Origin of the sequence: Enterobacter sp. PI-10, assembly GCF_027947695.1 — a bacterium.
GTDB lineage: Bacteria > Pseudomonadota > Gammaproteobacteria > Enterobacterales > Enterobacteriaceae > Enterobacter > Enterobacter vonholyi.
Map to the genome: position 1 here is coordinate 1 of NZ_JAJNOG010000005.1, position 26,162 is coordinate 26,162.

A 26,162-nucleotide genomic window follows, 5' to 3' on the forward strand; every position below is an offset into this window, starting at 1 on the left:
CGCTTCGCTTTTCGCAGCGGCGCGGGGTGTGCATATTACGCCTTCCCGCTTCAGAGTCAAGCGTTTATTTACGCTATTCTCTGCTGACCCGGCGGCGTGTGTGCCGTTGTTCCGTGTCAGTGGAGGCGCATTATAGGGAGTTATTCCGACGTGACAAGAGGAAATTTAAAAAAAGTTTTCATCCGCGTTTTTTTTCACCACCAGAGGTGAAATCAAGCTACAAATTGTTCTATTTGATGTATCTGCAACCACAATCACATTCGAGGTGGCATAATTATCAGCATGTATCTTTAAGGAATAAAAGCGATGCCATTAAGCGCACAACAGCTGGCCGCCCAAAAAAACCTGTCGTACGTGCTGGCAGAAAAGCTGGCGCAGCGAATTTTAGCGGGTAAATATGCCCCCGGTAGCATCCTGCCGGGTGAAATGGAGCTGGGTGAGCAGTTTGGGGTGAGTCGTACCGCGGTTCGCGAGGCGGTAAAAACCCTGACGGCAAAAGGTATGGTGCTTCCACGTCCTCGCATTGGCACACGCGTAATGCCACAGAGTAACTGGAATTTTCTCGATCAGGAGCTGCTCTCCTGGTGGATGACGGACGATAACTTTCATCAGGTCGTCGATCACTTTCTGGTGATGCGCAGCAGCCTTGAACCTCAGGCATGTCTGCTTGCCGCTACGCTGGGAACAGCAGAGCAGAAAGCGCAGCTTAACGCGTTGATGGCAGAGATGGTGTTCCTGAAAAAACACTTCAACCGCGAACGCTGGGTTGAGGTCGATATGGCCTGGCATGAACACATCTATATGATGAGCGCCAATCCGTTCCTTACCTCTTTTGCCTCTTTATTTCATTCGGTGTATCACACCTACTTTACCTCTATTACACAAAACGAAGTGGTAAAACTGGATTTGCATCAGGCGATAGTGGATGCCATCCAGGAAAGCGACGGGCAACGAGCCCTGAGTGCGTGCCAGGCATTGCTGGCCGCGCCAACCCACCAGCAGGTAAATAAATGACAAAGAAAAAAGCGCGCAGCATGGCCGGATTGCCGTGGATTGCAGCCATGGCGTTTTTTATGCAGGCACTGGATGCCACCATCCTCAACACCGCGCTTCCCGCTATTGCGCAAAGCCTCAACCGTTCCCCACTGGCGATGCAGTCAGCCATCATCAGCTACACCCTGACGGTGGCAATGTTAATACCGGTCAGCGGCTGGCTGGCCGACCGCTTTGGCACCCGCAGAGTTTTCATGCTGGCCGTAACGCTCTTTACGCTCGGTTCGCTGGCCTGTGCGCTCTCCTCATCATTAACAGAGCTGGTTATCTTCCGCGTATTGCAGGGCATCGGCGGCGCGATGATGATGCCCGTGGCGCGCCTTGCCCTACTGCGAGCCTACCCGCGCAGCGAATTACTTCCCGTGCTCAACTTTGTTACCATGCCAGGCCTTGTTGGCCCGATACTTGGACCGGTACTCGGTGGCGTGTTTGTCACCTGGGCAAGCTGGCACTGGATCTTCCTGATTAATATTCCAATTGGCGTTGCGGGGCTGCTGTATGCCCGCAAATATATGCCGAACTTCACCACGCCAAGGCGCAGCTTCGACATGGGCGGCTTTTTCCTGTTCGGCCTGAGCCTGGTGTTATTCTCCAGTGGGATGGAGCTGTTTGGCGAGAAGATCGTCGCAACGTGGATAGCGCTCTCCGTTATCCTGGGCGGTATTCTGTTATTTCTTCTTTATATACGTCACGCGCGCCGCCACCCGACACCGTTAATCTCCCTGGGGCTCTTTAACACCCGAACCTTTTCCGTAGGGATTGCAGGCAACATTGCGTCTCGTCTGGGGACGGGTTGCGTGCCGTTCCTGATGCCATTAATGCTGCAGGTGGGTTTCGGCTACCCGGCCCTGATTGCTGGCTGCATGATGGCGCCCACGGCAATGGGCTCGATTCTGGCAAAATCAACCGTTACGCAGGTGCTGCGCTGGTTTGGCTATCGTAAGACGCTGATTGGCGTGACGGTCTTTATCGGTTTGATGATTGCGCAGTTTTCGCTGCAGTCCGCCGCGTTACCCGTCTGGATGCTGATCCTGCCGCTGTTTGTGTTGGGCATGGCGATGTCGACGCAGTTCACATCGATGAACACCATCACCCTCGCCGATCTGACTGACGAGAACGCCAGTAGCGGCAACAGCGTGCTGGCGGTAACGCAACAGCTGTCGATCAGTTTAGGGGTTGCCGTGAGTGCAGCGGTGCTGAGGTTTTATGAGGGTTTTGACAACGCAAATACCGTTGAGCAGTTCCACTATACCTTTATCACCATGGGCGCACTTACCGTGGTATCGGCGCTGGTCTTTATGCTGTTAAAACCGAAAGACGGCAGAAACCTGATTAAAGAGCGTCATAAAGAGAAAGCTAAACCGAACCGCGTTCCATCAGAACAGGAGTAAGCTGCAGGCGTTGTTGCTGCAGCGTGGGCTGCGCCATACGGTGGATCAACACATCTATGGCCAGCTCGCCCAGTTCATCCTTCGGCTGATGAATAGTAGTCAGCGGCGGCGTCATGTAGCGGGCAAGTTCAATATCATCGTAGCCAATCACCGCCATATCGTCCGGCACGCGTAGCCCCGCCTGGTACAACGCCTGATAGGCACCAAACGCCATCGCATCATTACCAATAAAGACCGCCTGCGGGCGCTGCGCTTGCGTCAGCAGTTTCTGCATAGCCTCGAAGCCACCGTTAAATTCGAAATCACCAGTGATCCGGTAGCCATCAGGAATGGCGAGCCCTGCTCGATCCATGGCGGAGAGATACCCTTCCAGACGCAAACGCGCCGGGGTTTTATCCAGCGGACCGGTAATACAGGCGATGCGGGTATAGCCTTTATCAATCAGATACTGAGTCGCCATATCACCACCCAGCAGGGAGTTATCCTGAATGAGATCGCTGGTTCCGTCGAATGGGGCCCAGTCCATCATCACGGTGGGAATAGAAGGATAGCGCTGGATGATCTCTTTCGAGGGCTGGTGCGTTTCGGTGCAGAGCAACAATAGCCCGTCGACGCGTTTTTGCATCAGCGTCTCCAGGTTACGATTCATGCGCTGCTCGTCACCTTCGGTGTTACACAGCACCAGGCTGTAGCCGCGCTCGAAGCAGCTGCGCTCCACGCCGCGAACCAGTTCTGAATAAAAGGGGTTGGTACTTGCGGTGATCAGCATACCGATAGTACGCGTCTGATTGAGCTTAAGGCTGCGCGCCAGCGCAGACGGCGCATAGTTGAGTTCTTTTACCGCAGCTTCGACTTTTTCCCGAATCGCCTCGCTGACGAAGCGATCTTTATTAATGACGTGGGAGACCGTCGAGGTAGAAACGCCCGCCATACGGGCGACATCTTTCATTGTAGCCAAGCGTTACCCCTGCTGACTTAAGAATTCATCGATCTCTTTACGCCACGGAACGGAAGGCTGGGCGCCCTTGCGCGTCACCGCAATCGCGGCAGCGGCGTGAGCGAAGCGAATAGCGTCATCCATTTTCTTGCCTTCCAGCAGCGCGGTCACCAGTGCACCATTGAAGGTGTCTCCCGCTGCAATGGTATCAATCGCCTTCACCTTAAAGCCCGGCACACGACGGCCTTCGCCATTGACGCTTGCCCACACCCCACGGCTGCCAAGGGTGATAATTACGGTGCCGATGCCCTTATCATGCAGTGCACGCGCGGCTCGTGCGGCATCGTCATCATTTTCTACGCGAATGCCCGTCAGCTTTTCGGCTTCGGTTTCGTTCGGCGTAATGATGTCCACCAGCGCCAGCAGCTCGTCTGATAATACACGTGCTGGGGCCGGGTTCAGTACAACAGTGGTATGATTTTCATGTGCAATTTTTGCGGCGGCCAGCACGCTTTCAACCGGTGATTCCAGCTGCATGAGCAGGGCTTCAGCTCCGGCGATGATTGCACGTTGCGCTTCTACGCGCTCCGTCGTCAGCGCAGCGTTAGCCCCAGCATGAATACCGATGACATTCTCACCTTCAGCGTTGACGAAAATCAGCGCCACGCCGGTAGATTCCCCTGCAACAACGCTGACCGGTGCGATATCAACGTTGTCGCTCGCGAGCTGCTTGCGTACACGCTCACCGGTATCGTCATCACCCGTGCAGGCGATAAACGCAATATTCGCCCTACTGCGACCCGCGGCCACGGCCTGGTTGGCACCTTTACCGCCAAATGCCACCTGATAATGATTACCCGTGACGGTTTCGCCCGGTGCAGGGAACGATTCAAGGTTAAGAATGTGATCGGCATTGATACTGCCAAGGACGACGAGGTTGCCTGCGGTTTTCATGGTTGGGTTGTCCATCTGAGAGCGCCACCGGTGTTACCCGGTGGCGTATGCCACACTTTTCTTTTATTGGTGTCCCTCAGGCAGCCAGCGACTGCCTGATTCGCCTTTTACTGCTTGATGACCAGCTTCAGGTCAACCGGGTATTTAGCCTGAACTTTTTCGCCCTTCAGCACTTTGTCGGCAGTTTCAACGCCAGTGGCGCCAATCTGCTCAGGCAGCTGAGCGATGGTCGCAGCCAGTTTGCCATCGTTTACCGCTTTTTCACCATCCGGCGTGCCGTCAAATCCGACAACCATCACATCAGATTTACCTGCAGTCTGCAGAGCACGCAGCGCACCGAGCGCCATTTCGTCGTTCTGCGCGAAGACCGCCTGCACATCAGGGTGTGCGGTCAGCAGGTTCTGCATGACGTTCAGACCTTTGGTACGATCGAAGTCTGCTGGCTGGCTCGCCAGCACGTTGAATTTGTGTGCAGCCACAGCCTGCTGGAAGCCTTCGCCACGCTCGCGGGCGGCAGACGTACCGGCAATCCCCTGCAGTTCGATAACTTTCGCGCCTTCGCCAGCTTTCTTCGCGATGTAATCACCCGCGATTTTGCCGCCCAGCACGTTATCAGACGCAATGTGGCTCACCACGTCGCCTTTGGTTGCCTGACGGTCCAGGGTGATCACCGGAATTTTCGCCTGGTTTGCCATTTTAACGGCGTTACCTACGGCGTCAGAGTCGGTTGGGTTGATCAGCAGAATCTTGGTGCCACGAACGGTTAAGTCCTGAACGTTAGCCAGCTCTTTCGCCGGGTTGTTCTGTGAATCCAGCACCACCAGGTTATAGCCCAGCTTGTCCGCTTCTTTCTGCGCACCGTCCTTCAGGGAGACAAAGAACGGGTTGTTCAGGGTTGAGACAACCAGCGCGATGGTATCTTTCGCCATGGCGTTAGCACTTACGGTTGCGCTCAGCGCGACAGCGGAAACCAGGGTAGCCAGTTTTTTCATGTTCATATCTAAGATGTCCTGTAGTGTCGTCAGTTACTGTTTTTTGTTGTCTACCAGTACCGCCAGCAAAATCACCACTGCCTTAACGATCATCTGGTAATAGGAGGAAACACCTAACAAATTCAAACCATTATTCAGGAAACCGAGAATCAGTGCGCCGATCAATGTCCCAACAATGCGACCTTTACCACCCGCAAGACTCGTACCGCCCAGAACCACTGCCGCGATAGCATCCAGCTCATACCCCGTACCCGCCGTCGGCTGCGCGGAAGAGAGGCGCGCCACTTCGATAATGCCCGCCAGTGACGCCAGCAGACCGCACAGGGAGTACACGATAACTTTGACTTTATTAACGCTGATACCGGACAAGCGCGTTGCCGCTTCGTTACCGCCCAGCGCATAAATATAACGGCCCAGACGGGTATGGTGCAGCATGTACCACGCCGCCAGGAAGACGATAGCCATGATCCAGACCGGTGTCGGAACACCCAGCGGGCGACCGATACCGAACCAGCCAAACAGATCGGCGTTATCGGTGAAGCCGGTATTGACCGGGCTGCCGTTGGTATAAACCATGGTCACCCCGCGCAGCAGCAGCATCATCACCAGCGTGGCGATGAATGCCTGAACGCGACCTTTTGCCACAATCACGCCGGTGACGGCGCCAATCGCGGCCCCTGCCGCCAGGGCCGCGGCCACGGCCACCAGGGCGTTGACTTCAATCCCGACAAGCGAAGCGGCGATCGCGCCGGTAAGGGCCAGCAGGGAACCGACGGACAGATCGATACCTGAGGTCAAAATTACCAGCGTCATGCCGACCGCCATAATGGCATTCACCGACGTCTGCTGCAGAATGTTGAACAGGTTATTAACGGTGAAAAAGTTCGGGCTCATGGTCGATACAATCGCGATCAGCACCAGCAGGGCAATCAGCGATTTTTGTTCCATCAGCCACGCCTTTGTGAAATAGCGGCGACCAGAAACAGCCTGGGTAGTCATCTTCTTACTCCTGATTCACGCGATTAAGCTTGCCCACAGCGGCAGCCATCAGAACTTCCTGGGTGGCCTGCTCGCGAGTGAATTCACCGCCGAGATGCCCTTCATGCATAACGATAATGCGATCGCTCATGCCTAATACTTCTGGCATCTCGGAAGAGACCAGAATGATGCTCAGACCGTCGGCCTTAAACTGGTTAATCAGCTGATAGATCTCTTTCTTCGCGCCCACGTCCACGCCGCGGGTTGGCTCGTCGAGGATCAGCACTTTCGGGCGCGTCATCAGCCCGCGCGCAATCGCCACTTTCTGCTGATTCCCGCCGGATAACAGGCCAATCGCCTGCTCCATCGACGGGGTTTTGACGTTAAAGAGGCGGATAAAATCACTGACCGCCTGCTGTTCGTCTTTATGCTTCAGGCTTCCACCGCTATGGCTGAAATAGCGCAGCGCGGTCAGGGACATGTTCTCTTTTACCGACATGCCCAGCACCAGGCCATCGCGTTTGCGGTCTTCGGAGATATAGACGATGCCGTTCGCCAGACCATCCTGCGGAGAGCGGGTGACCACTTCATGGCCGTCAAGGGTGACATAACCGCTGGTGCGCGGCAGTGCGCCGTACAACACTTTCATCAGCTCGGTACGTCCCGCCCCCATCAGGCCCGCCACGCCCAGGATCTCGCCCTGGCGCAGGGTAAAGGTCACGTCGTTCACGCCCGGACCGCAGAGGTTGTCTACCTTCAGGCGGATCTCTCCCGGCGCTTTATCCAGATGCGGATATTGATCTTCAAGCTTACGGCCCACCATCATTTCAATGAGCGTATCTTCGGTCAGCGTGGCCACTTCGCGCTCGGCAATAAACTGCCCGTCGCGGAAAACGGTGACGTCGTCGCAGATCTCGAAGATCTCTTTCATGCGGTGAGAGATATAGACAATCCCGCGCCCCTGCGACTTCAGCTCGCGGATAACGCGGAACAGGGATTCGGTTTCAGTATCGGTCAGGGCGTCGGTCGGTTCATCCATAATGATGACCTTCGACTCAAAGCTCAGCACCTTCGCGATTTCCACCATCTGCTGATCGCCAATCGACAAATCGCCTACCAGACGGTCGCTCTTAAAGCGCAGGTTCAGCTTCGCCAGCAGCTTGTCCGCTTCAGCATACATAGTTTTCCAGTCGATTTTGCCGAACCGGTTAACAAACTCGCGACCGAGGTAGATGTTTTCCGCAATGGTGAGCTGCGGGATCAGGTTCAGCTCCTGGTGAATAATGCCGATACCCGCTTCCTGAGAAGATTTCGGGCCAGTGAAGGTGGTTTCTTTACCCAGCCAGAGGAGTGAGCCAGCATCGCGTTGATAGATACCGGTCAGCACTTTCATCATGGTGGATTTGCCGGCGCCGTTTTCCCCCACCAGCGCCATTACGCGCCCGGGGTAGACGTTCAGCGCCGCGCCGGAGAGGGCTTTTACGCCCGGGAACGACTTATCGATCCCTTTGAGTTGCAGTAATGCGTCCATGATGGCCTCAGAAGGTGACGCCAGCACAGAGAATGATATTCGCATACGGGGAACACTCCCCGCTGCGAATTACCGCCTGACTGTCTGCGGTTTGTTGTTTGAACTGCTCGTGCGTTGTGTAACGAATTTCTATGGTGTTTCCCTGGTGTTGTTGCAGTTGCTCAATATGGCTGAGCAACGTTTCGTGGAGTTGCGGATTATGTTGTTTGATTTCCGCCGCGAGAATGGCTGCCTCAACCTGCATCTCCGCAGTCACGACTTCCAGTACTTGCATAAACGAAGGAACACCCTGCGTTAACGCCATATCAATACGGGTTGTGCTGCGCGGAACCGGTAAGCCTGCATCGCAAACCACCAGCGTATCGGTATGCCCCAGACGGGAAATAACCGATGAGATTTCTGAGTTGAGTACCGTGCCTTTCTTCATTTTCTTGCTCCACTAGCGAAACGTTTCGCTAAAAGTAGTGTAGCGCCAGAAATGTTCAGAAAACCATCATGACGTAACAGATTTGTGATCGACGTCGAAACGTTTCGCTAAGTGAAATATTGATGGGAGAAATAGCCCGACGGCGCTTCGCTTGCACGGGCCTACGGGTTTGGTAGGCCGGGTAAGCGCAGCGCCACCCGGCATTTTCGAAAGGACTTAAATCTCGACCTGCGTACCCAGCTCTATCACGCGGTTAGGCGGGATCTCAAACTGGTCAGGCGCGCGCAGGGCGTTACGCTGCAGGATCAGGTACAGCTTGCCGCGCAGGCGCAAATACCAAGGGCGCTTGCCGATGATAAGCGATTCGTGAGACATAAAGAACGACGTCTCCATCATCCGGCAGCTCAGCCCTTCAAGACCGCAGCGGTGGAACACCTCTTCCACGTTTGGCGTTTCACGCCAGCCGTAGCTCGCCACCACGCGCCAGAATGTCGGGGAGAGCTGCTCGATTTGCACACGACGCACGTTGTGAACGTAAGGCGCATCTTCAGTGCGCAGCGTCAGCAGGATCACGCGCTCGTGCAGCACTTTGTTGTGCTTGAGGTTATGCATCAGCGCGAAGGGAATGACGTTCAGGGCGCGAGACATGTACACCGCGGTGCCCGGCACGCGGACCGGCGGGGATTTCTCCAGAGAAGCGATCATCGCCTCAAGAGAGTTCCCGTGCTCGTGCATGCGGCGCAGCAGACGGAAACGCTCGCTTTTCCAGGTGGTCATGACGATGAACATCACCAGACCCAGCGTCAGCGGCAGCCAGCCGCCGGAGACAATCTTGTCGAGGTTTGCGGAGAACAGCGGCACGTCAATGCACAGGAAGCCCACCAGAATCATCGCCACGAGGAATTTATTCCAGTGCCAGTTTCGGTACGCCACCGTGGTGGAGAGAAGCGATGTCAGCACCATCGTACCGGTTACCGCAATACCGTACGCCGCCGCCAGGTTGCTGGAGTGCTCGAAGCTGATGATAACAATCACAACAGCGAAGTAGAGCAGCCAGTTAACGAACGGGATGTAGATCTGGCCCGACTCCATCTCAGAGGTATGGATGATGCGCATCGGAGAGAGATACCCCAGACGCACGGCCTGGCGCGTCAGAGAAAACACGCCGGAAATCACCGCCTGAGAGGCAATGACGGTCGCCAGCGTCGCCAGGATCAGCATCGGCACCAGCGCCCAGTCAGGCGCCAGCAGGAAGAACGGGTTCTTGATCGCTTCCGGATTTTTGAGCAACAGCGCGCCCTGTCCAAAGTAGTTCAGCACCAGCGACGGCAGCACCACAATAAACCAGGCCACGCGGATAGGCAGTTTCCCGAAGTGCCCCATGTCAGCATATAGCGCTTCAACGCCGGTAATGGAGAGCACGACGGCACCCAGCGCCACGAAGGAAACCACTTTGTATTCGAGGAAGAAATGCACGGCCCAGTAGGGGTTCAGCGCATGCAGCACTTCCGGGTTAGCAATAATGCTGCGCAAGCCAAGCGCGGCCAGGATAAGGAACCAGGCCAGCATAATTGGTGCAAACAGTTTACCCACCAGCCCGGTACCGTGCTTCTGGATCACAAACAGCAGCGTCAGCACGATTATGGCCAGCGGGACCACCCACGTATCAAGCTGCGGCGCAATGATCTCCAGCCCCTCTATCGCCGAGAGGACCGAAATCGCGGGCGTGATAACCACCTCGCCATAGAAGAAGCTGCCGCCAATCAGGCCGATAATCACCAGCACGGAGGTCATTCTGGCAGAGGTGTTGCGCCCTGCCAGGGACATCAGGGTCAGGATACCGCCTTCGCCCGCGTTATCAGCGCGCATAACGAAGGAGAGATATTTAACAGAAACCACCAGGATCAGCAGCCAGAAGATGAGGGACAGGAAGCCAAATACGGCATCGCGCTCAACACCAAAGCCAAACTGGCCGGACAGACATTCACGAAGCGTATAAAGCGGGCTGGTGCCAATATCACCGTAGACAACCCCGATCGCCGCAAGCGTTATTGCGGGTAATGATTGCTTATTATCAGTGCTCATAGACTAGTCTTTTCGTTTGAATAACAAATGTGTTCCTGGTCCCTTGGCCCACAAAAAGCGCACAGTATGCACGATTCAATGCAAAATCGTACCCCTAAATGCAACCGCATTAATGTAGCGCAAAGAAAATTGCGCCGCACTTCAGTCTATTACCAGCCCTGACTGAAACGTCTATACTCGCTTCAATTGGCCGCCACGACGGCGAAAGGATGCAAAACTATTATGGCTCACTCACATTTATTAGCAGAAAGAATTTCCCGCCTTAGCAGCGCGCTGGAGAAAGGCCTTTTCGAGCGTAGCCACGCCATTCGCCTCTGTTTACTGGCGGCGTTGAGCGGCGAGAGCGTGTTTTTGCTGGGTCCGCCGGGCATTGCCAAAAGCCTGATTGCCCGCAGGCTAAAATTTGCTTTTCAGAACGCCCGCGCCTTCGAATATCTCATGACCCGGTTTTCCACCCCAGAAGAAGTTTTTGGCCCGCTTTCCATTCAGGCACTGAAAGATGAGGGGCGCTATCAGCGTCTGACAGAAGGGTATCTTCCGGAGGCTGAAATTGTCTTTCTTGATGAGATCTGGAAAGCGGGACCGGCCATTCTGAACACCCTGCTCACGGCGATAAACGAACGTCGGTTCCGCAACGGCGCCAGTGAAGAAAAAATCCCAATGCGCCTGCTGGTGGCCGCCTCAAACGAACTGCCTGAAGCCGACAGCAGCCTGGAAGCGCTGTATGACCGTATGCTGATCCGCCTGTGGCTGGACAAAGTACAGGATAAATCCAACTTCCGCTCCATGCTGGTCAGCCAGCAGGACGAGAGCGAAAATCCGGTACCCGCTTCGCTGCAGGTGACGGATGAGGAGTACCACCAGTGGCAGCAGGATATTGGCAAAATCAAATTGCCGGACGCGGTATTCGAGCTGATCTATCTGCTGCGTCAGCAGCTTGATCACCTTCCCTCGGCGCCCTATGTCTCCGATCGCCGCTGGAAAAAAGCGATCCGTCTGCTGCAGGCCAGCGCCCTGTTCAGCGGCCGCGATGCCGTGGCGCCCATCGATCTGATCCTGCTGAAAGACTGCCTCTGGCACGACGCGGAAGGCATGAACCTGATGCAGCAGCAGCTTGACGTTTTGATGACCGGACACGCCTGGGGACAGCAGGCGATGCTCAATCAGTTGGGGGCGATTGCCCAGCGGCGCATCCAGCTCCAGCAGCAGCAAAGTGATAAAACCGCGCTGAAAGTGAATCGCCTGGGGGGGATGTTCGCACGCAAACCGCACTATGAATTACCCACCGAACTCACCAGCCCGACGCTGACCCTGCTGCTCCAACAGCCGCTTAAGCTGCATGATATGCAGGTGGTGCATGTGACGATTGAGCGCGAGGCGCTGGCACAGTGGCTGGATAAGGGCGGAGAGATCCGTGGAAAGCTCAACGGCATCGGTTTCGCGCAGCCGCTGAATATGGAAGTGGACAGCAGCCAGCACCTGGTGATCCGTGACGTCAGCCTGCAGGGCTCGCGTCTCGCGCTGCCGGGAACCGCCTCTGACAGCGTCCCCGAGGAGATTAAGCAGCAGCTGGAAGCGCTGGATACGGAATGGCACCAGCAGCACACCCGCTTTAGCGAGCAGCAAAAGTGCCTCTTTATTCATAGCGACTGGTTAGGTCGCATCGAAGCCAGCCTGCAGGACGTCAGCGCGCAGATTAAACAGGCGCGTCAATGCTAACTCTGGATACGCTTAACGTCATGCTGGCCGTCAGCGAGGAAGGGTTGATCGAAGAAGTGGTCATAACCCTTCTGGCTTCGCCGCAGCTGGCAGCCTTCTTTGAAAAATTTCCGAAGCTCAAAAAGGCGATGACGGACGATCTTCCGCGCTGGCGGGAAAATTTGCGTCAGCGGTTCAGGGAGACCGAAGTTCCGCCTGAGCTAACGGAAGAGGTGGCCTGTTATCAGCAGTGCCAGCGGCTCTCCACATCGCAGTTTATCGTTCAGCTTCCGCAAACCCTGACGCTGCTCGACAAGGTCCACTCTCCGTTTGCCAGCCAGGCCCGGGCGCTGGTCACGGATAACGCCACGTTCACTCCCGCACTGCACACCCTCTTCTTACAGCGCTGGCGCCTCAGCCTGGTGGTGCAGGCTACGACGCTAAACCAGCAGCTGCTGGACGAAGAGCGCGAACAGCTGCTCAGTGAAGTTCAGGAGCGCATGACCTTAAGCGGCCAGCTTGAGCAGGTGCTGGTGGAGAATGAAAACGCCGCAGGGCGTCTCTGGGATATGAGCGCCGGTCAGCTCCGGCGCGGGGACTATCAGCTGATCGTCAAATACGGCGATTTTCTGGCGCAGCAGCCCGAGCTGATGAAGCTTGCAGAACAGCTGGGTCGCTCAAGGGAGGCAATGTCGGTCCCAAAGAAAGATGCCCCCATGGAGACCTTCCGCACCCTGGTGCGCGAACCGGCTACCGTGCCGGAGCAGGTCGACGGGCTCCAGCAGAGTGATGACATTTTACGCCTGCTGCCCACGGAACTGAGCACGCTCGGGATGACCGAGCTGGAGTATGAGTTTTACCGTCGGCTGGTGGAAAAACAGCTCCTCACCTACCGGCTGCACGGCGAAGCCTGGCGCGAGAAGGTAAGCCAGCGCCCTGTGGTTCATCAGGATTTTGATGAACAGCCGCGCGGGCCATTCATCGTTTGCGTGGATACGTCCGGATCGATGGGTGGGTTTAACGAGCAGTGTGCGAAGGCGTTCTGTCTGGCACTGATGCGCGTGGCGCTCGCCGATCGCCGTCGCTGCTTCATCATGCTGTTCTCCAGCGAAGTCGTGGGCTATGAGCTGACGAACCAGCAGGGGATCGAGCAGGCAATCCGCTTCCTGAGCCAGCGTTTTCGCGGTGGAACCGATCTGGCAAGCTGTTTTCGCAGCATTGTGGAGCGTATGCAGGGCGGCGACTGGTACGACGCTGACGCAGTGGTGATTTCCGATTTTATTGCCCAGCGGCTGCCGGATGATGTGGTCAATAAGGTGAAGGAATTACAGCGGGTGCATCAACACCGTTTTCATGCGGTGGCGATGTCCGCCCATGGAAAACCCGGCATCATGCGCATCTTCGATCATATCTGGCGCTTTGATACCGGGCTGCGTAGCCGCCTGCTCAGACGCTGGCAGCGTTAATTACAGAAGAGAACCGACGCTTTCACGTACCTGCTGCGGCCAGACACCACACTGAACCTGACCGATATGAGGTAATTGCAGCAGCAGCATGGTCAGACGGGACTGGCCAATACCGCCGCCAATCGTCTGCGGCATTTCTCCGCGCAGCAGCGCCTGGTGCCACTCGAGTTTGAGACGGTCTTCATCACCGGTGACCGCCAGCTGGCGCTTCAGCGCGTCAGCATCCACGCGGATCCCCATAGAAGAGAGCTCGAATGCGTCTTCCAGTATCGGGTTCCAGACAAGAATATCGCCGTTCAGCCCGGCAAATTCGCCCTCACCCGCAGTACTCCAGTCATCATAATCAGGCGCACGAACGTCGTGGCGTTTGCCATCAGACAATTTGCCGCCGATACCGATCAGGAACACAGCACCTAATTCTTTGGCGATCGCACGCTCGCGGCCTTTGGCATCCAGATCCGGGAAACGGGTCAGCAGTTCCTGGCTGTGGACAAAGTGGATCGTATCCGGCAGGAACGTTGCCAGACCAAACTCTTTGCTCACTGCCGCTTCGGTTGCTTTGATCCCGGCGTAGATCGCCTCAACGGTGGATTTCAGCGTACCGATATGACGTTCACCATCACCCATTACGCGCTCCCAGTCCCACTGGTCAACGTAAACAGAATGAATCGGTGAAAGGCGATCTTCATCAGGGCGAAGGGCTTTCATGTGCGTGTAGAGCCCTTCGCCCGCGCTGAAGTCGTGTTGTCCCAGGGTCTGACGCTTCCACTTCGCCAGTGAATGAACCACTTCGAACTGGGCGTCTGGCAGTGTTTTCACTTTCACCTGTACCGCTTTTTCGCATCCAGAGAGGTTATCCTGCGTCCCGTCACCCACGCGGCTGAGGATCGGTGCCTGGACTTCAATCAGCCCAAGCTTCTCTTCCAGCTGGCGGGAAAAATGGGATTTTACGAAACTGATCTGGCGTTGTTTTGCGATGTAAGCGGTTTTCATTATTTATACTCCTGCGTCCTGTTGATATTGATTAAGCAACAGAAACGGCGACTTATTCAATAACCCATCAGCAAAAAGCCACCTTCATTTTTGATTCGATAAAATATAGCGCTAGAATAAAGTGATTCATTAATCTTCATAAGAAAAAGCTATGGAAAATTATCAGATCGACAATCTCGACCGCGGCATTCTGGAGGCCTTAATGGCTAATGCCCGCACCGCCTATGCCGAACTGGCAAAACAGTTTGGCGTCAGCCCGGGAACCATTCACGTTCGCGTAGAAAAGATGAAGCAGGCAGGGATCATTACCGGTGCGCGCATTGACGTTAGCCCAAAGCAGCTGGGTTACGACGTCTGCTGCTTCATCGGCATCATTCTTAAAAGCGCCAAAGACTACCCTTCTGCCCTGGCGAAACTGAACGCGCTGGATGAAGTCACCGAGGCGTACTACACCACCGGGCACTACAGCATCTTTATTAAAGTTATGTGCCGATCCATCGACGCGCTCCAGCAGGTACTTATCAACAAGATCCAAACAATCGATGAAATTCAGTCCACCGAGACCCTGATCTCCTTGCAAAACCCGATCATGCGTACCATCCGCCCGTGATCGGGCAAATTCATTCCCACATTTTCCACAGGTAGATCCCAGCTCGTTCACAGCGTACAATGGCCGTCTCTTTATCTGGGCGAGCGATCAATGGCGGACATTACCCTTATCAGCGGCAGCACCCTTGGTGGTGCGGAATACGTAGCGGAACATCTGGCTGAAAAGCTGGAAGAGGCGGGCTTTTCCACGGAAACCCTGCACGGCCCGTTGCTTGAAGATCTCCCGACTGACGGGGTCTGGCTGCTGATCACCTCCACGCACGGCGCGGGGGATCTGCCGGATAATCTGCAACCTTTATATGACGAACTGCTGGAACAGCAGCCCGACCTGTCAAACATCCGTTTTGGCGCAGTGGGGATCGGCAGTCGTGAATATGACACCTTTTGCGGGGCAATAGAGAAAGTCGAAGCCGCTGTTACCTCCTGCGGAGCAAAACAGCTGGGTGAAACGCTCAAGATCAACATCCTCGATCATGACATTCCCGAGGATCCAGCCGAGATCTGGCTCGCGGAATGGAAAAATTTACTCAAAAACGATTAAAGATCGCGCGAACAGATGTGGATAACTCTGGTTAAAAGCTCGTATTAACCCGTAGTTATCCAAATAACAACCGTAGCGCCGTTTTTGGCCTGTGTATAAAGTCGCGATCTGATCCCAGCTTATACGGTCCAGGATCACTGATCATTCACAGCAAACGATCCTTTCTAACTGCATGATCTTCTTTATGAGATCGGACTTATCCACACAGGTTCGCGATCCTAATAAGAGATCACAATAGAACAGATCTCTAAATAAAAAGATCTTCTTTTTAATAGCCCAGGATCCCAATGCTTTCTCGAAAGACTAAAGTTGAGTAGAATCCACGGCCCGGGCTTCAATCCATTTTCATACCGCTTTACGCGAGGCAGACCACCATGTTTTATCAGGATCCTTTTGACGTCATCATCATTGGCGGGGGTCACGCAGGCACTGAGGCCGCAATGGCCGCAGCGCGAATGGGTCAGCAGACCCTGCTTTTGACACACAATATCGACACGCTGGGACAAATGTCCTGTAATCCGGCGATTGGCGGCATTGGGAAAGGACACCTGGTAAAAGAAGTGGATGCACTTGGCGGCCTGATGGCGAAAGCGATCGATCGGGCCGGCATCCAGTTTAGGATACTAAACGCGAGTAAAGGTCCCGCTGTGCGTGCGACCCGTGCTCAGGCAGACCGCGTACTTTACCGTCAGGCGGTGCGTACCGCCCTGGAGAATCAGCCGAACCTGATGATCTTCCAGCAGGCGGTTGAAGATCTAATCGTTGAGAACGATCGCGTCGTGGGTGCCGTGACCCAGATGGGCCTCAAATTCCGCGCCAAAGCCGTGGTGCTGACCGTGGGTACATTCCTTGACGGTAAAATTCATATCGGTCTGGATAACTACAGCGGCGGCCGTGCTGGCGATCCGCCGTCTATTCCATTGTCTCGCCGTCTGCGCGAACTGCCGCTGCGCGTTAGCCGCCTGAAAACCGGTACGCCGCCGCGTATTGATGCGCGCACCATTGATTTCAGCGTGCTGGCGCAACAGCACGGTGATAACCCAATGCCGGTCTTCTCGTTCATGGGCAATGCGGCACAGCATCCGCAGCAGGTGCCGTGCTATATCACGCATACCAACGAGAAAACCCACGACGTGATCCGCAATAACCTCGATCGCAGCCCCATGTACGCCGGCGTGATCGAAGGGATCGGTCCGCGCTACTGCCCGTCGATCGAGGACAAAGTGATGCGCTTCGCCGATCGCAACCAGCACCAGATCTTCCTGGAGCCGGAAGGGCTGACCTCGAACGAAATTTACCCGAACGGCATCTCCACCAGCCTGCCGTTTGACGTGCAGATGCAAATTGTTCGCTCAATGCAGGGCATGGAGAACGCAAAAATCGTTCGCCCTGGCTACGCTATTGAGTACGATTTCTTCGATCCGCGTGACCTGAAGCCAACCCTGGAGAGCAAATTCATCCACGGTCTGTTCTTTGCGGGTCAGATTAACGGCACCACCGGCTACGAAGAAGCTGCTGCACAGGGCCTGCTTGCCGGTCTGAACGCCGCGCGTTTCTCTGCTGAGAAAGAGGGCTGGGCACCCGGCCGTTCTCAGGCGTATCTGGGCGTGCTGGTTGACGATCTCTGCACGCTGGGTACCAAAGAACCGTACCGTATGTTTACCTCTCGCGCGGAATATCGCCTGATGCTGCGTGAAGATAACGCCGACCTGCGTTTGACCGAAATCGGCCGCGAGCTGGGTCTGGTCGATGACGAACGCTGGGCGCGCTTTAACGAGAAGCTGGAGCGCATTGAACAGGAACGTCAGCGCCTGAAAACCACCTGGGTGAATCCGCAGGCGGAAACCGCTGCCGAAGTAAACGCTTACTTAACCGCGCCGATGTCGCGCGAGGCCAGCGGTGAAGATTTGTTGCGCCGTCCTGAAGTCACCTACGAGAACCTGGTCAAACTGACCGCGTTCGCGCCGGGCCTGGAAGATGCTGAAGCGGCAGAGCAGGTTGAGATCCAGGTTAAGTACGAAGGTTACATCGCGCGTCAGCAGGATGAGATCGAAAAACAGCAGCGTAACGAAAACACGCTGCTGCCGGAAATGCTGGACTACCGCCAGGTGACTGGCCTTTCCAACGAAGTGATCGCCAAGCTGAACGATCACAAACCGGTCTCGATCGGCCAGGCCTCACGTATCTCCGGCGTCACGCCTGCAGCGATTTCCATTCTGCTGGTGTGGCTGAAAAAGCAGGGCATGCTGCGCCGTAGCGCGTAAGGCCCGGAATATTGCCCGGTGGAGCAGCGCTTACCGGGCCTACTGAACCCGTAGGGCGGGTAAGCCAAGCGCCACCCGCCACCTAAGTTTTCCAACAGGTATTCACCGTGCTCAACAAACTCTCTCGTCTGCTGGATCAGGCAGGTATTTCGCTCACCGATCACCAGAAAAATCAGCTGGTGGCCTATGTCGATATGCTGAACAAATGGAATAAAGCGTACAACCTGACGTCTGTTCGCGACCCCAACGAGATGCTCGTTCGCCACATTCTCGACAGCATCGTGGTTGCCCCTTATCTGAAAGGTGAGCGTTTTATCGACGTGGGGACGGGCCCTGGTCTGCCGGGCATTCCGCTGTCGATTGTTCGCCCTGAGAGCCATTTCACGCTTCTGGACAGTCTTGGCAAGCGTGTGCGCTTTTTACGTCAGGTACAGCATGAGCTGAAGCTTGAAAATATTACGCCCGTGCAGAGCAGGGTAGAGGCGTTCCCGGCAGAGCCGCCGTTTGACGGGGTTATCAGCCGCGCATTTGCGTCGCTCAATGATATGGTGAGCTGGTGCAAGCACTTACCTGCTGAGAATGGCCGCTTTTATGCGCTAAAAGGGCAGTTGCCAGGCGATGAGATTGAACAGCTTCCGGACGGTTTTGCTGTTGAATCCATCGAGAAATTGAACATTCCTCAGCTCGATGGCGAACGTCATCTGGTGATAATTAAGCCAAACAATTTTTAAAAAATTAATAAAAAATGTGGAATTTGTGCTGTTCTTCGCATGTTAAAAAACAGCACAACTACAGGGGATTTACTGGTGAGCTTTTAACCTCGTTTTCACTAAGGTTTTTCTTCTGGTTAACCTGGTGACTATTCTTCCCCTGGAAGATAGTCATCTGTGAAAATATAAGTCTGCTAAAAGTGGAAAGCAGTAACCAGAACGCAATGTTAATTATTTATTAAGAATGTCAATAAAACGTTTTTGTTGTGTACCGGGCTGTTTTGAAAATAGTTGCGACATTTTGCGTTTAATTTCATAAAGATAAATTTCTGCGATTTGCGCCTTTGATAAATACAACCTTATCGCAAATGTGTGTTTTGTGATCTCGTGCACGCTTTATCGACAACGTTTTCGCGCTGTTTGCAGTTTTGGTCGAAGGTTGGTGCTTTACTCGAAAGTTAAAAAATAGCGGTGGGGAAAAATATTTAAACATTTATTCACCTTTTCGCTACTTAATGTTTGAAATCACGGGTGCGCACCGTATAATTTGACCGCTTTTTGATGCTTGACTCTGAGCCTTAAAGGACGTTTTATACGACACGCGGCATACCTCGAAGGGAGCAGGAGTAAAAACGTGATGTCTGTGTCGCTCTTGAGTAGAAACGTTGCTCGTAAGCTTCTGTTCATTCAGTTTCTGGCTGTGATAGCAAGTGGACTGCTGTTTAGCCTCAAAGACCCCTTCTGGGGCATCTCCGCCGTGTGCGGGGGTTTGGCAGTTGTGCTGCCAAACGTGTTGTTTATGATTTTTGCCTGGCGTCATCAGGCGCATACACCCGCCAAAGGCCGCGTGGCCTGGTCCTTCGCTCTCGGCGAAGTGTGTAAGGTGTTGCTGACCTTTGCTCTACTGGTGATGGCGCTGGCGGTTTTGAAAGTGGTCTTCATGCCGCTGATAGCAACGTGGGTTTTGGTGCTGGTGGTACAAGTTCTGGCTCCAGCTGTAATCAATAACAAAGGGTAAAAGGCATCATGGCTTCAGAAAATATGACGCCGCAGGATTACATAGGTCACCATCTGAATAACCTTCAGTTGGACCTGCGTACATTCTCGCTGGTGGATCCACATAACCCCCCGGCCACCTTCTGGACGATCAACATCGACTCCATGTTCTTCTCGGTGGTTTTGGGTCTTCTGTTCCTGGCCATGTTCCGCGGTGTTGCTAAACGAGCGACCAGCGGTGTACCAGGGAAATTCCAGACCTTCATCGAAATGATCATCGGCTTCGTCCATGGCAGCGTCAAAGACATGTACCATGGCAAGAGCAAGCTGATTGCTCCGCTGGCCCTGACCGTGTTCGTGTGGGTCTTCCTGATGAACCTGATGGACCTGCTGCCAATCGATCTGCTGCCGTTTATCGGTGAGCACATCTTCGGCCTGCCAGCGCTGCGTGTTGTACCGTCTGCGGACGTGAACATCACCCTGTCGATGGCGCTGGGCGTATTTATCCTGATTCTTTTCTACAGCATCAAAATGAAAGGCGTAAGCGGCTTTGTGAAAGAGCTTACCTTGCAGCCGTTCAACCACTGGGCGTTTATTCCGGTCAACCTGATCCTGGAAGGCGTTAGCCTGCTGTCCAAACCTGTTTCACTGGGTCTGCGACTGTTCGGCAACATGTATGCGGGTGAGCTGATTTTCATTCTGATCGCGGGTCTTCTGCCGTGGTGGTCACAGTGGGTTCTGAATGTGCCGTGGGCCATTTTCCACATCCTGATCATTACGCTGCAAGCCTTTATCTTCATGGTTCTGACGATCGTCTATCTGTCGATGGCGTCTGAAGAGCACTGATTTTTTACCAACACTACTACGTTTTAATTGAAACAAACTGGAGACTGTCATGGAAAACCTGAATATGGATCTGCTGTACATGGCTGCCGCTGTGATGATGGGTCTGGCGGCTATCGGTGCTGCGATCGGTATCGGCATCCTCGGGGGCAAATTCCTGGAAGGCGCAGCGCGTCAACCTGATCTGATTCCTCTGCTGCGTACTCAGTTCTTTATCGTTATGGGTCTGGTGGATGCTATCCCAATGATCGCTGTAGGTCTGGGTCTGTACGTGATGTTTGCTGTCGCGTAGTAGTAGTTTTAAAACCCTAAGCCACAGATATTAAAGAGGTATTGTGCTGTGAACATGAACGCAACAATCCTCGGCCAGGCCATCGCGTTTATTCTCTTTGTCTGGTTCTGCATGAAGTATGTATGGCCGCCTTTAATGGCTGCCATCGAAAAACGTCAGAAAGAAATTGCTGACGGTCTGGCTTCTGCAGAACGCGCTAAGAAAGATTTGGACCTTGCACAGGCCAACGCGACAGACCAGCTGAAAAAAGCGAAAGCGGAAGCTCAGGTTATCATCGAACAGGCTAACAAACGCCGTTCGCAGATCCTGGACGAAGCCAAAGCTGAAGCAGAACAGGAACGTACTAAGATCGTGACACAGGCTCAGGCAGAAATTGATGCTGAGCGTAAACGTGCTCGTGAAGAACTGCGTAAGCAGGTTGCGATTCTGGCTGTTGCTGGCGCCGAGAAGATCATCGAACGTTCCGTGGATGAAGCTGCTAACAGCGACATCGTGGACAAACTTGTCGCTGAACTGTAAGGAGGGAGGGGCTGATGTCTGAATTTGTTACGGTAGCTCGCCCCTACGCCAAAGCAGCTTTTGACTTTGCTGTCGAACACCAAAATGTCGATCGCTGGCAGGATATGCTGGCGTTTGCCGCTGAGGTGACGAAAAACGAACAAATGGCTGAGTTGCTTTCCGGTGCGTTAGCACCTGAAACTCTCGCCGCGTCGTTTATCGCCGTGTGCGGAGAGCAACTGGATGCCAACGGCCAGAACCTGATTAAGGTGATGGCAGAAAATGGTCGTCTCCGTGTGCTCCCGGATGTTCTCGAGCAGTTTGAGCACTTACGTGCCCTTAGTGAAGCAACCGCTGAAGTCGAAGTGACTTCTGCGACTGAACTGAGTAATGAACAGCTTGCGAAAATCACCGCCGCGATGGAAAAACGTCTGTCACGCAAAGTTAAGCTGAATTGCAAAATCGATAAGTCTGTAATGGCAGGCGTAATCATCCGTTCGGGTGATATGGTCATTGATGGCAGCGTACGCGGCCGTCTTGAACGCCTTGCAGACGTCTTGCAGTCTTAAGGGGACTGGAGCATGCAACTGAATTCCACCGAAATCAGCGAACTGATCAAGCAGCGCATTGCTCAGTTCAGTGTTGTGAGTGAAGCTCACAACGAAGGTACTATTGTTTCTGTAAGTGACGGTGTTATCCGCATCCACGGCCTGGCCGATTGTATGCAGGGTGAGATGATTTCCCTGCCGGGTAACCGTTACGCTATCGCACTGAACCTGGAGCGCGACTCCGTAGGTGCAGTTGTGATGGGTCCATACGCTGACCTCGCCGAAGGCATGAAGGTTAAGTGTACTGGCCGTATTCTGGAAGTACCGGTTGGCCGTGGCCTGCTGGGTCGCGTTGTTAACACCCTGGGTGCGCCAATCGACGGTAAAGGTCCGGTTGAGCACGATGGCTTCTCTCCAATCGAAGTTATCGCACCAGGCGTTATCGACCGTCAGTCCGTAGATCAGCCTGTTCAGACAGGTTATAAGTCCGTTGATGCCATGATCCCAATCGGTCGTGGTCAGCGTGAACTGATCATCGGTGACCGTCAGACCGGTAAAACCGCGATGGCTATCGACGCCATCATCAACCAGCGTGACTCCGGCATCAAATGCGTGTACGTGGCCATCGGCCAGAAAGCGTCCACCATTTCTAACGTGGTTCGTAAACTGGAAGAGCATGGCGCACTGTCTAACACCATCGTTGTGGTAGCGACCGCGTCTGAATCTGCTGCACTGCAATACCTGGCGCCATACGCCGGTTGCGCAATGGGCGAATACTTCCGTGACCGCGGTGAAGATGCGCTGATCGTATACGATGACCTGTCTAAACAGGCTGTTGCTTATCGTCAGGTTTCCCTGCTGCTCCGTCGTCCACCTGGACGTGAAGCGTTCCCTGGCGACGTATTCTACCTCCACTCTCGTCTGCTGGAGCGTGCTTCCCGCGTTAACGCGGAATACGTCGAGAACTTCACCAAAGGTGAAGTGAAGGGTAAAACGGGCTCTCTGACCGCTCTGCCGATCATTGAAACCCAGGCGGGTGACGTTTCTGCGTTCGTTCCGACCAACGTAATCTCTATTACCGATGGTCAGATCTTCCTGGAAACTAACCTGTTTAACTCCGGTATTCGTCCGGCAGTTAACCCGGGTATCTCCGTATCCCGTGTTGGTGGTGCTGCTCAGACCAAGATCATCAAGAAACTGTCCGGTGGTATCCGTACCGCGCTGGCACAGTATCGTGAACTGGCTGCGTTCTCTCAGTTCGCATCCGATCTGGACGAAGCAACCCGTAAACAGCTGAGCCACGGTCAGAAAGTGACCGAGCTGCTGAAGCAAAAACAGTACGCACCAATGTCTGTTGCTCAGCAGGGCCTGGTACTGTTCGCGGCTGAACGCGGTTACCTCGAAGATGTGGAACTGGCGAAAATCGGTAGCTTCGAAGCCGCTCTACTGGCTTACGTCGACCGTGATCACGCTCCGCTGATGCAAGAGATCAACCAGACCGGTGGCTATAACGACGAAATCGAAGGCAAGCTGAAAGCTATCCTCGATTCCTTCAAAGCAACCCAATCCTGGTAATCGTCCGGCGGCTTGTCTCAGGACAAGCCGCCTGGCATTGAGGAGAAGCTCATGGCCGGCGCAAAAGAGATACGTAGTAAGATCGCAAGCGTCCAGAACACGCAAAAGATCACTAAAGCGATGGAGATGGTCGCCGCTTCCAAAATGCGTAAATCGCAGGATCGCATGGCGGCCAGCCGTCCTTATGCAGAAACCATGCGCAAAGTGATTGGTCACCTTGCAAACGGTAATCTGGAATATAAGCACCCTTACCTGGAAGAACGCGACGTTAAGCGCGTGGGCTACCTGGTGGTGTCGACCGACCGTGGTCTGTGTGGCGGCTTGAACATTAACCTGTTCAAAAAACTGCTGGCGGATATGAAAGCATGGTCTGAAAAAGGCGTTCAGTGCGATATCGCAATGATCGGCTCTAAAGGCGTCTCTTTCTTTAACTCCGTTGGTGGCAACATTGTCGCTCAGGTGACCGGTATGGGTGATAACCCGTCCCTGTCCGAACTGATCGGCCCGGTTAAAGTGATGTTGCAGGCTTATGATGAAGGCCGTCTGGACAGACTGTACGTTGTCAGCAACAAATTCATTAACACCATGTCTCAGGTTCCAACGCTCACTCAGATGCTGCCGTTACCGGCATCAGAAGATGGCGAGCTGAAGCAAAAAACCTGGGATTACCTGTATGAACCCGATCCGAAACCGCTGCTGGATACCCTGCTGCGTCGTTACGTTGAATCTCAGGTTTATCAGGGCGTTGTAGAAAACCTGGCCAGCGAGCAGGCCGCACGAATGGTGGCGATGAAAGCCGCGACCGATAATGGCGGCAGCCTGATTAAAGAGCTGCAGTTGGTTTACAACAAAGCTCGTCAGGCCAGCATTACTCAGGAACTCACCGAGATCGTCTCGGGGGCCGCCGCGGTTTAACCAGGTTTACGAATTACGTAGAGGATTCAAGATGGCTACTGGAAAGATTGTCCAGGTAATCGGCGCCGTGGTGGACGTCGAGTTCCCTCAGGACGCCGTACCACGCGTGTACGACGCGCTTGAGGTACAGAATGGTAACGAGAGCCTGGTGCTGGAAGTTCAGCAGCAGCTCGGCGGCGGTATCGTGCGTACCATCGCGATGGGTTCTTCCGACGGTCTGCGTCGTGGTCTGGAAGTAAAAGACCTTGAGCACCCGATCGAAGTCCCGGTAGGTAAAGCAACACTGGGTCGTATCATGAACGTATTGGGTCAGCCAATCGACATGAAAGGCGACATCGGTGAAGAAGAGCGTTGGGCTATCCACCGCGCGGCACCTTCCTACGAAGAGCTGTCCAGCTCTCAGGAACTGCTGGAAACCGGTATCAAAGTTATCGACCTGATGTGTCCATTTGCGAAGGGCGGTAAAGTTGGTCTGTTCGGTGGTGCGGGTGTAGGTAAAACCGTAAACATGATGGAGCTGATCCGTAACATCGCGATCGAGCACTCCGGTTACTCTGTGTTTGCGGGTGTAGGTGAACGTACTCGTGAGGGTAACGACTTCTACCACGAAATGACCGACTCCAACGTTCTGGACAAAGTATCCCTGGTTTACGGCCAGATGAACGAGCCACCTGGAAACCGTCTGCGCGTTGCGCTGACCGGCCTGACGATGGCTGAGAAGTTCCGTGACGAAGGCCGTGACGTTCTGCTGTTCGTTGATAACATCTATCGTTACACCCTGGCCGGTACGGAAGTATCTGCACTGCTGGGTCGTATGCCTTCAGCGGTAGGTTACCAGCCTACGCTGGCGGAAGAGATGGGTGTTCTTCAGGAACGTATCACCTCTACCAAAACCGGTTCTATCACTTCCGTTCAGGCGGTATACGTACCTGCGGATGACTTGACTGACCCATCTCCAGCAACCACCTTTGCGCACTTAGATGCAACCGTGGTACTGAGCCGTCAGATCGCGTCTCTGGGTATCTACCCGGCCGTTGACCCGCTGGACTCCACCAGCCGTCAGCTGGATCCACTGGTTGTTGGTCAGGAGCACTACGACACCGCGCGTGGCGTACAGTCTCTGCTGCAGCGTTACCAGGAACTGAAAGACATCATCGCCATCCTGGGTATGGATGAACTGTCTGAAGAAGACAAACTGGTGGTAGCACGTGCGCGTAAGATCCAGCGCTTCCTGTCCCAGCCGTTCTTCGTTGCGGAAGTATTTACCGGTTCTCCAGGTAAATACGTTTCCCTGAAAGACACCATCCGTGGCTTTAAAGGCATCATGGAAGGCGAATACGATCACCTGCCAGAGCAGGCGTTCTACATGGTTGGTTCCATCGAAGAAGCTGTGGAAAAAGCCAAAAAACTTTAACGCCTTAATCGGAGGGTGATATGGCAATGACTTACCACCTGGACGTCGTCAGCGCAGAGCAACAAATGTTCTCTGGTCTGGTCGAGAAAATCCAGGTAACGGGTAGTGAAGGTGAACTGGGTATTTTCCCGGGTCACGCACCGCTGCTCACCGCCATTAAGCCTGGTATGATCCGCATCGTTAAACAGTTCGGTCACGAAGAGTTTATCTATCTGTCCGGCGGCATTCTTGAAGTGCAGCCTGGCAGTGTGACCGTTCTGGCCGATACCGCTATTCGTGGCCAGGATCTCGACGAAGCGCGAGCCCTGGAGTCGAAGCGTAAGGCTGAAGAGCACATTAACAGCTCTCATGGTGACGTGGATTACGCTCAGGCGTCTGCGGAGCTGGCCAAAGCGATCGCGAAACTGCGCGTTATCGAGTTGACCAAAAAAGCGATGTAACACCGGCTTGAA

25 protein-coding genes are annotated in these 26,162 nt (G+C 54.4%); 17 read left to right on the forward strand and 8 right to left on the reverse strand.

Features of this window, described 5'->3' with window-relative positions; genetic code table 11:
* Window positions 1-306 precede the first annotated feature (306 nt).
* Complete coding sequence (locus tag LRM19_RS12760) at window positions 307-1,014, forward strand: FadR/GntR family transcriptional regulator (protein WP_271369043.1); 708 nt, start codon at window positions 307-309, stop codon at window positions 1,012-1,014.
* Entirely contained in the window at window positions 1,011-2,444 is a 1,434-nt protein-coding gene (mdtD, locus tag LRM19_RS12765; protein ID WP_271369044.1) for a multidrug transporter subunit MdtD, read from the forward strand. The genes LRM19_RS12760 and mdtD overlap by 4 nt, the downstream gene beginning before the upstream one ends.
* Here mdtD and rbsR read toward each other — a convergent pair.
* From rbsR to kup, 7 genes are all read right to left on the reverse strand, one after another.
* Complete coding sequence (gene rbsR, locus LRM19_RS12770; RefSeq protein WP_111964226.1) at window positions 2,410-3,402, reverse strand: ribose operon transcriptional repressor RbsR; 993 nt, start codon at window positions 3,400-3,402, stop codon at window positions 2,410-2,412. The genes mdtD and rbsR overlap by 35 nt on opposite strands.
* A 3-nt stretch (window positions 3,403-3,405) precedes the next feature.
* Window positions 3,406-4,335 carry a ribokinase gene (gene rbsK / locus LRM19_RS12775; RefSeq protein ID WP_271369167.1) on the reverse strand — a complete coding sequence of 310 codons (930 nt, stop codon included), beginning with the start codon at window positions 4,333-4,335 and terminating at the stop codon, window positions 3,406-3,408.
* Window positions 4,336-4,442: 107 nt separating this feature from the next.
* Entirely contained in the window at window positions 4,443-5,333 is an 891-nt protein-coding gene (gene rbsB / locus LRM19_RS12780) for a ribose ABC transporter substrate-binding protein RbsB (protein WP_008503498.1), read from the reverse strand.
* Between the two features lie 27 nt (window positions 5,334-5,360).
* The gene (gene rbsC / locus LRM19_RS12785; RefSeq protein ID WP_021242657.1) at window positions 5,361-6,326 is read right to left on the reverse strand and encodes a ribose ABC transporter permease; all 966 of its coding nucleotides are present in this window, start codon (window positions 6,324-6,326) and stop codon (window positions 5,361-5,363) included.
* A gap of 4 nt (window positions 6,327-6,330) precedes the next feature.
* The gene (rbsA, locus tag LRM19_RS12790) at window positions 6,331-7,836 is read right to left on the reverse strand and encodes a ribose ABC transporter ATP-binding protein RbsA (protein WP_271369045.1); all 1,506 of its coding nucleotides are present in this window, start codon (window positions 7,834-7,836) and stop codon (window positions 6,331-6,333) included.
* A gap of 7 nt (window positions 7,837-7,843) precedes the next feature.
* Window positions 7,844-8,263, reverse strand: a complete 420-nt coding sequence (rbsD, locus tag LRM19_RS12795; RefSeq protein ID WP_003862392.1) for a D-ribose pyranase — start codon at window positions 8,261-8,263, stop codon at window positions 7,844-7,846.
* Window positions 8,264-8,479: 216 nt separating this feature from the next.
* Complete coding sequence (kup, locus tag LRM19_RS12800; protein WP_271369046.1) at window positions 8,480-10,348, reverse strand: low affinity potassium transporter Kup; 1,869 nt, start codon at window positions 10,346-10,348, stop codon at window positions 8,480-8,482.
* A 222-nt stretch (window positions 10,349-10,570) separates the two neighbouring features.
* Between kup and ravA the strand changes: the two genes are divergently transcribed.
* The gene (gene ravA / locus LRM19_RS12805; RefSeq protein ID WP_115876782.1) at window positions 10,571-12,067 is read left to right on the forward strand and encodes an ATPase RavA; all 1,497 of its coding nucleotides are present in this window, start codon (window positions 10,571-10,573) and stop codon (window positions 12,065-12,067) included.
* Window positions 12,061-13,512 (forward strand): ATPase RavA stimulator ViaA, encoded by a 1,452-nt coding sequence (viaA, locus tag LRM19_RS12810; protein WP_271369047.1) that lies wholly within the window; start codon window positions 12,061-12,063, stop codon window positions 13,510-13,512. The genes ravA and viaA overlap by 7 nt, the downstream gene beginning before the upstream one ends.
* Here viaA and asnA read toward each other — a convergent pair whose 3' ends face one another.
* Window positions 13,513-14,505, reverse strand: coding sequence for an aspartate--ammonia ligase (gene asnA / locus LRM19_RS12815; protein WP_133295375.1), 993 nt, complete (start codon window positions 14,503-14,505; stop codon window positions 13,513-13,515).
* Between the two features lie 151 nt (window positions 14,506-14,656).
* Here asnA and asnC point away from each other — a divergent pair, with 151 nt between their 5' ends.
* The 13 genes from asnC (at window position 14,657) to LRM19_RS12880 (ending at window position 26,150) form a co-directional block, all read left to right on the forward strand.
* Window positions 14,657-15,115 carry a transcriptional regulator AsnC gene (asnC, locus tag LRM19_RS12820; RefSeq protein ID WP_008500198.1) on the forward strand — a complete coding sequence of 153 codons (459 nt, stop codon included), beginning with the start codon at window positions 14,657-14,659 and terminating at the stop codon, window positions 15,113-15,115.
* A 90-nt stretch (window positions 15,116-15,205) separates the two neighbouring features.
* A complete protein-coding gene (gene mioC / locus LRM19_RS12825; protein WP_271369048.1) occupies window positions 15,206-15,655 on the forward strand; it encodes an FMN-binding protein MioC in 450 nt (149 codons plus the stop codon).
* Window positions 15,656-16,029: 374 nt separating this feature from the next.
* Window positions 16,030-17,919, forward strand: a complete 1,890-nt coding sequence (gene mnmG / locus LRM19_RS12830) for a tRNA uridine-5-carboxymethylaminomethyl(34) synthesis enzyme MnmG (RefSeq protein WP_127732687.1) — start codon at window positions 16,030-16,032, stop codon at window positions 17,917-17,919.
* 107 nt (window positions 17,920-18,026) lie between these two features.
* Window positions 18,027-18,650 carry a 16S rRNA (guanine(527)-N(7))-methyltransferase RsmG gene (gene rsmG / locus LRM19_RS12835; RefSeq protein WP_115876778.1) on the forward strand — a complete coding sequence of 208 codons (624 nt, stop codon included), beginning with the start codon at window positions 18,027-18,029 and terminating at the stop codon, window positions 18,648-18,650.
* Window positions 18,651-19,266: 616 nt separating this feature from the next.
* On the forward strand, window positions 19,267-19,647 hold the full coding sequence (atpI, locus tag LRM19_RS12840) for a F0F1 ATP synthase subunit I (protein WP_008500194.1): 381 nt from the start codon (window positions 19,267-19,269) through the stop codon (window positions 19,645-19,647).
* Between the two features lie 8 nt (window positions 19,648-19,655).
* Entirely contained in the window at window positions 19,656-20,471 is an 816-nt protein-coding gene (atpB, locus tag LRM19_RS12845; protein WP_008500193.1) for a F0F1 ATP synthase subunit A, read from the forward strand.
* A gap of 49 nt (window positions 20,472-20,520) precedes the next feature.
* Window positions 20,521-20,760: a F0F1 ATP synthase subunit C gene (gene atpE, locus LRM19_RS12850; RefSeq protein WP_000429386.1), complete on the forward strand. Its 240-nt coding sequence runs from the start codon at window positions 20,521-20,523 to the stop codon at window positions 20,758-20,760.
* A gap of 48 nt (window positions 20,761-20,808) precedes the next feature.
* A complete protein-coding gene (gene atpF / locus LRM19_RS12855) occupies window positions 20,809-21,279 on the forward strand; it encodes a F0F1 ATP synthase subunit B (RefSeq protein WP_014072436.1) in 471 nt (156 codons plus the stop codon).
* A 14-nt stretch (window positions 21,280-21,293) separates the two neighbouring features.
* Complete coding sequence (gene atpH / locus LRM19_RS12860) at window positions 21,294-21,827, forward strand: F0F1 ATP synthase subunit delta (RefSeq protein WP_023309790.1); 534 nt, start codon at window positions 21,294-21,296, stop codon at window positions 21,825-21,827.
* A 12-nt stretch (window positions 21,828-21,839) separates the two neighbouring features.
* Window positions 21,840-23,381: a F0F1 ATP synthase subunit alpha gene (gene atpA, locus LRM19_RS12865; protein WP_006808751.1), complete on the forward strand. Its 1,542-nt coding sequence runs from the start codon at window positions 21,840-21,842 to the stop codon at window positions 23,379-23,381.
* A gap of 51 nt (window positions 23,382-23,432) precedes the next feature.
* Window positions 23,433-24,296, forward strand: coding sequence for a F0F1 ATP synthase subunit gamma (gene atpG, locus LRM19_RS12870; RefSeq protein WP_024907886.1), 864 nt, complete (start codon window positions 23,433-23,435; stop codon window positions 24,294-24,296).
* Between the two features lie 31 nt (window positions 24,297-24,327).
* Window positions 24,328-25,710 (forward strand): F0F1 ATP synthase subunit beta, encoded by a 1,383-nt coding sequence (gene atpD, locus LRM19_RS12875; protein ID WP_003862362.1) that lies wholly within the window; start codon window positions 24,328-24,330, stop codon window positions 25,708-25,710.
* 20 nt (window positions 25,711-25,730) lie between these two features.
* Complete coding sequence (locus LRM19_RS12880; protein ID WP_003862360.1) at window positions 25,731-26,150, forward strand: F0F1 ATP synthase subunit epsilon; 420 nt, start codon at window positions 25,731-25,733, stop codon at window positions 26,148-26,150.
* The last annotated feature ends 12 nt before the right edge of the window (window positions 26,151-26,162 follow it).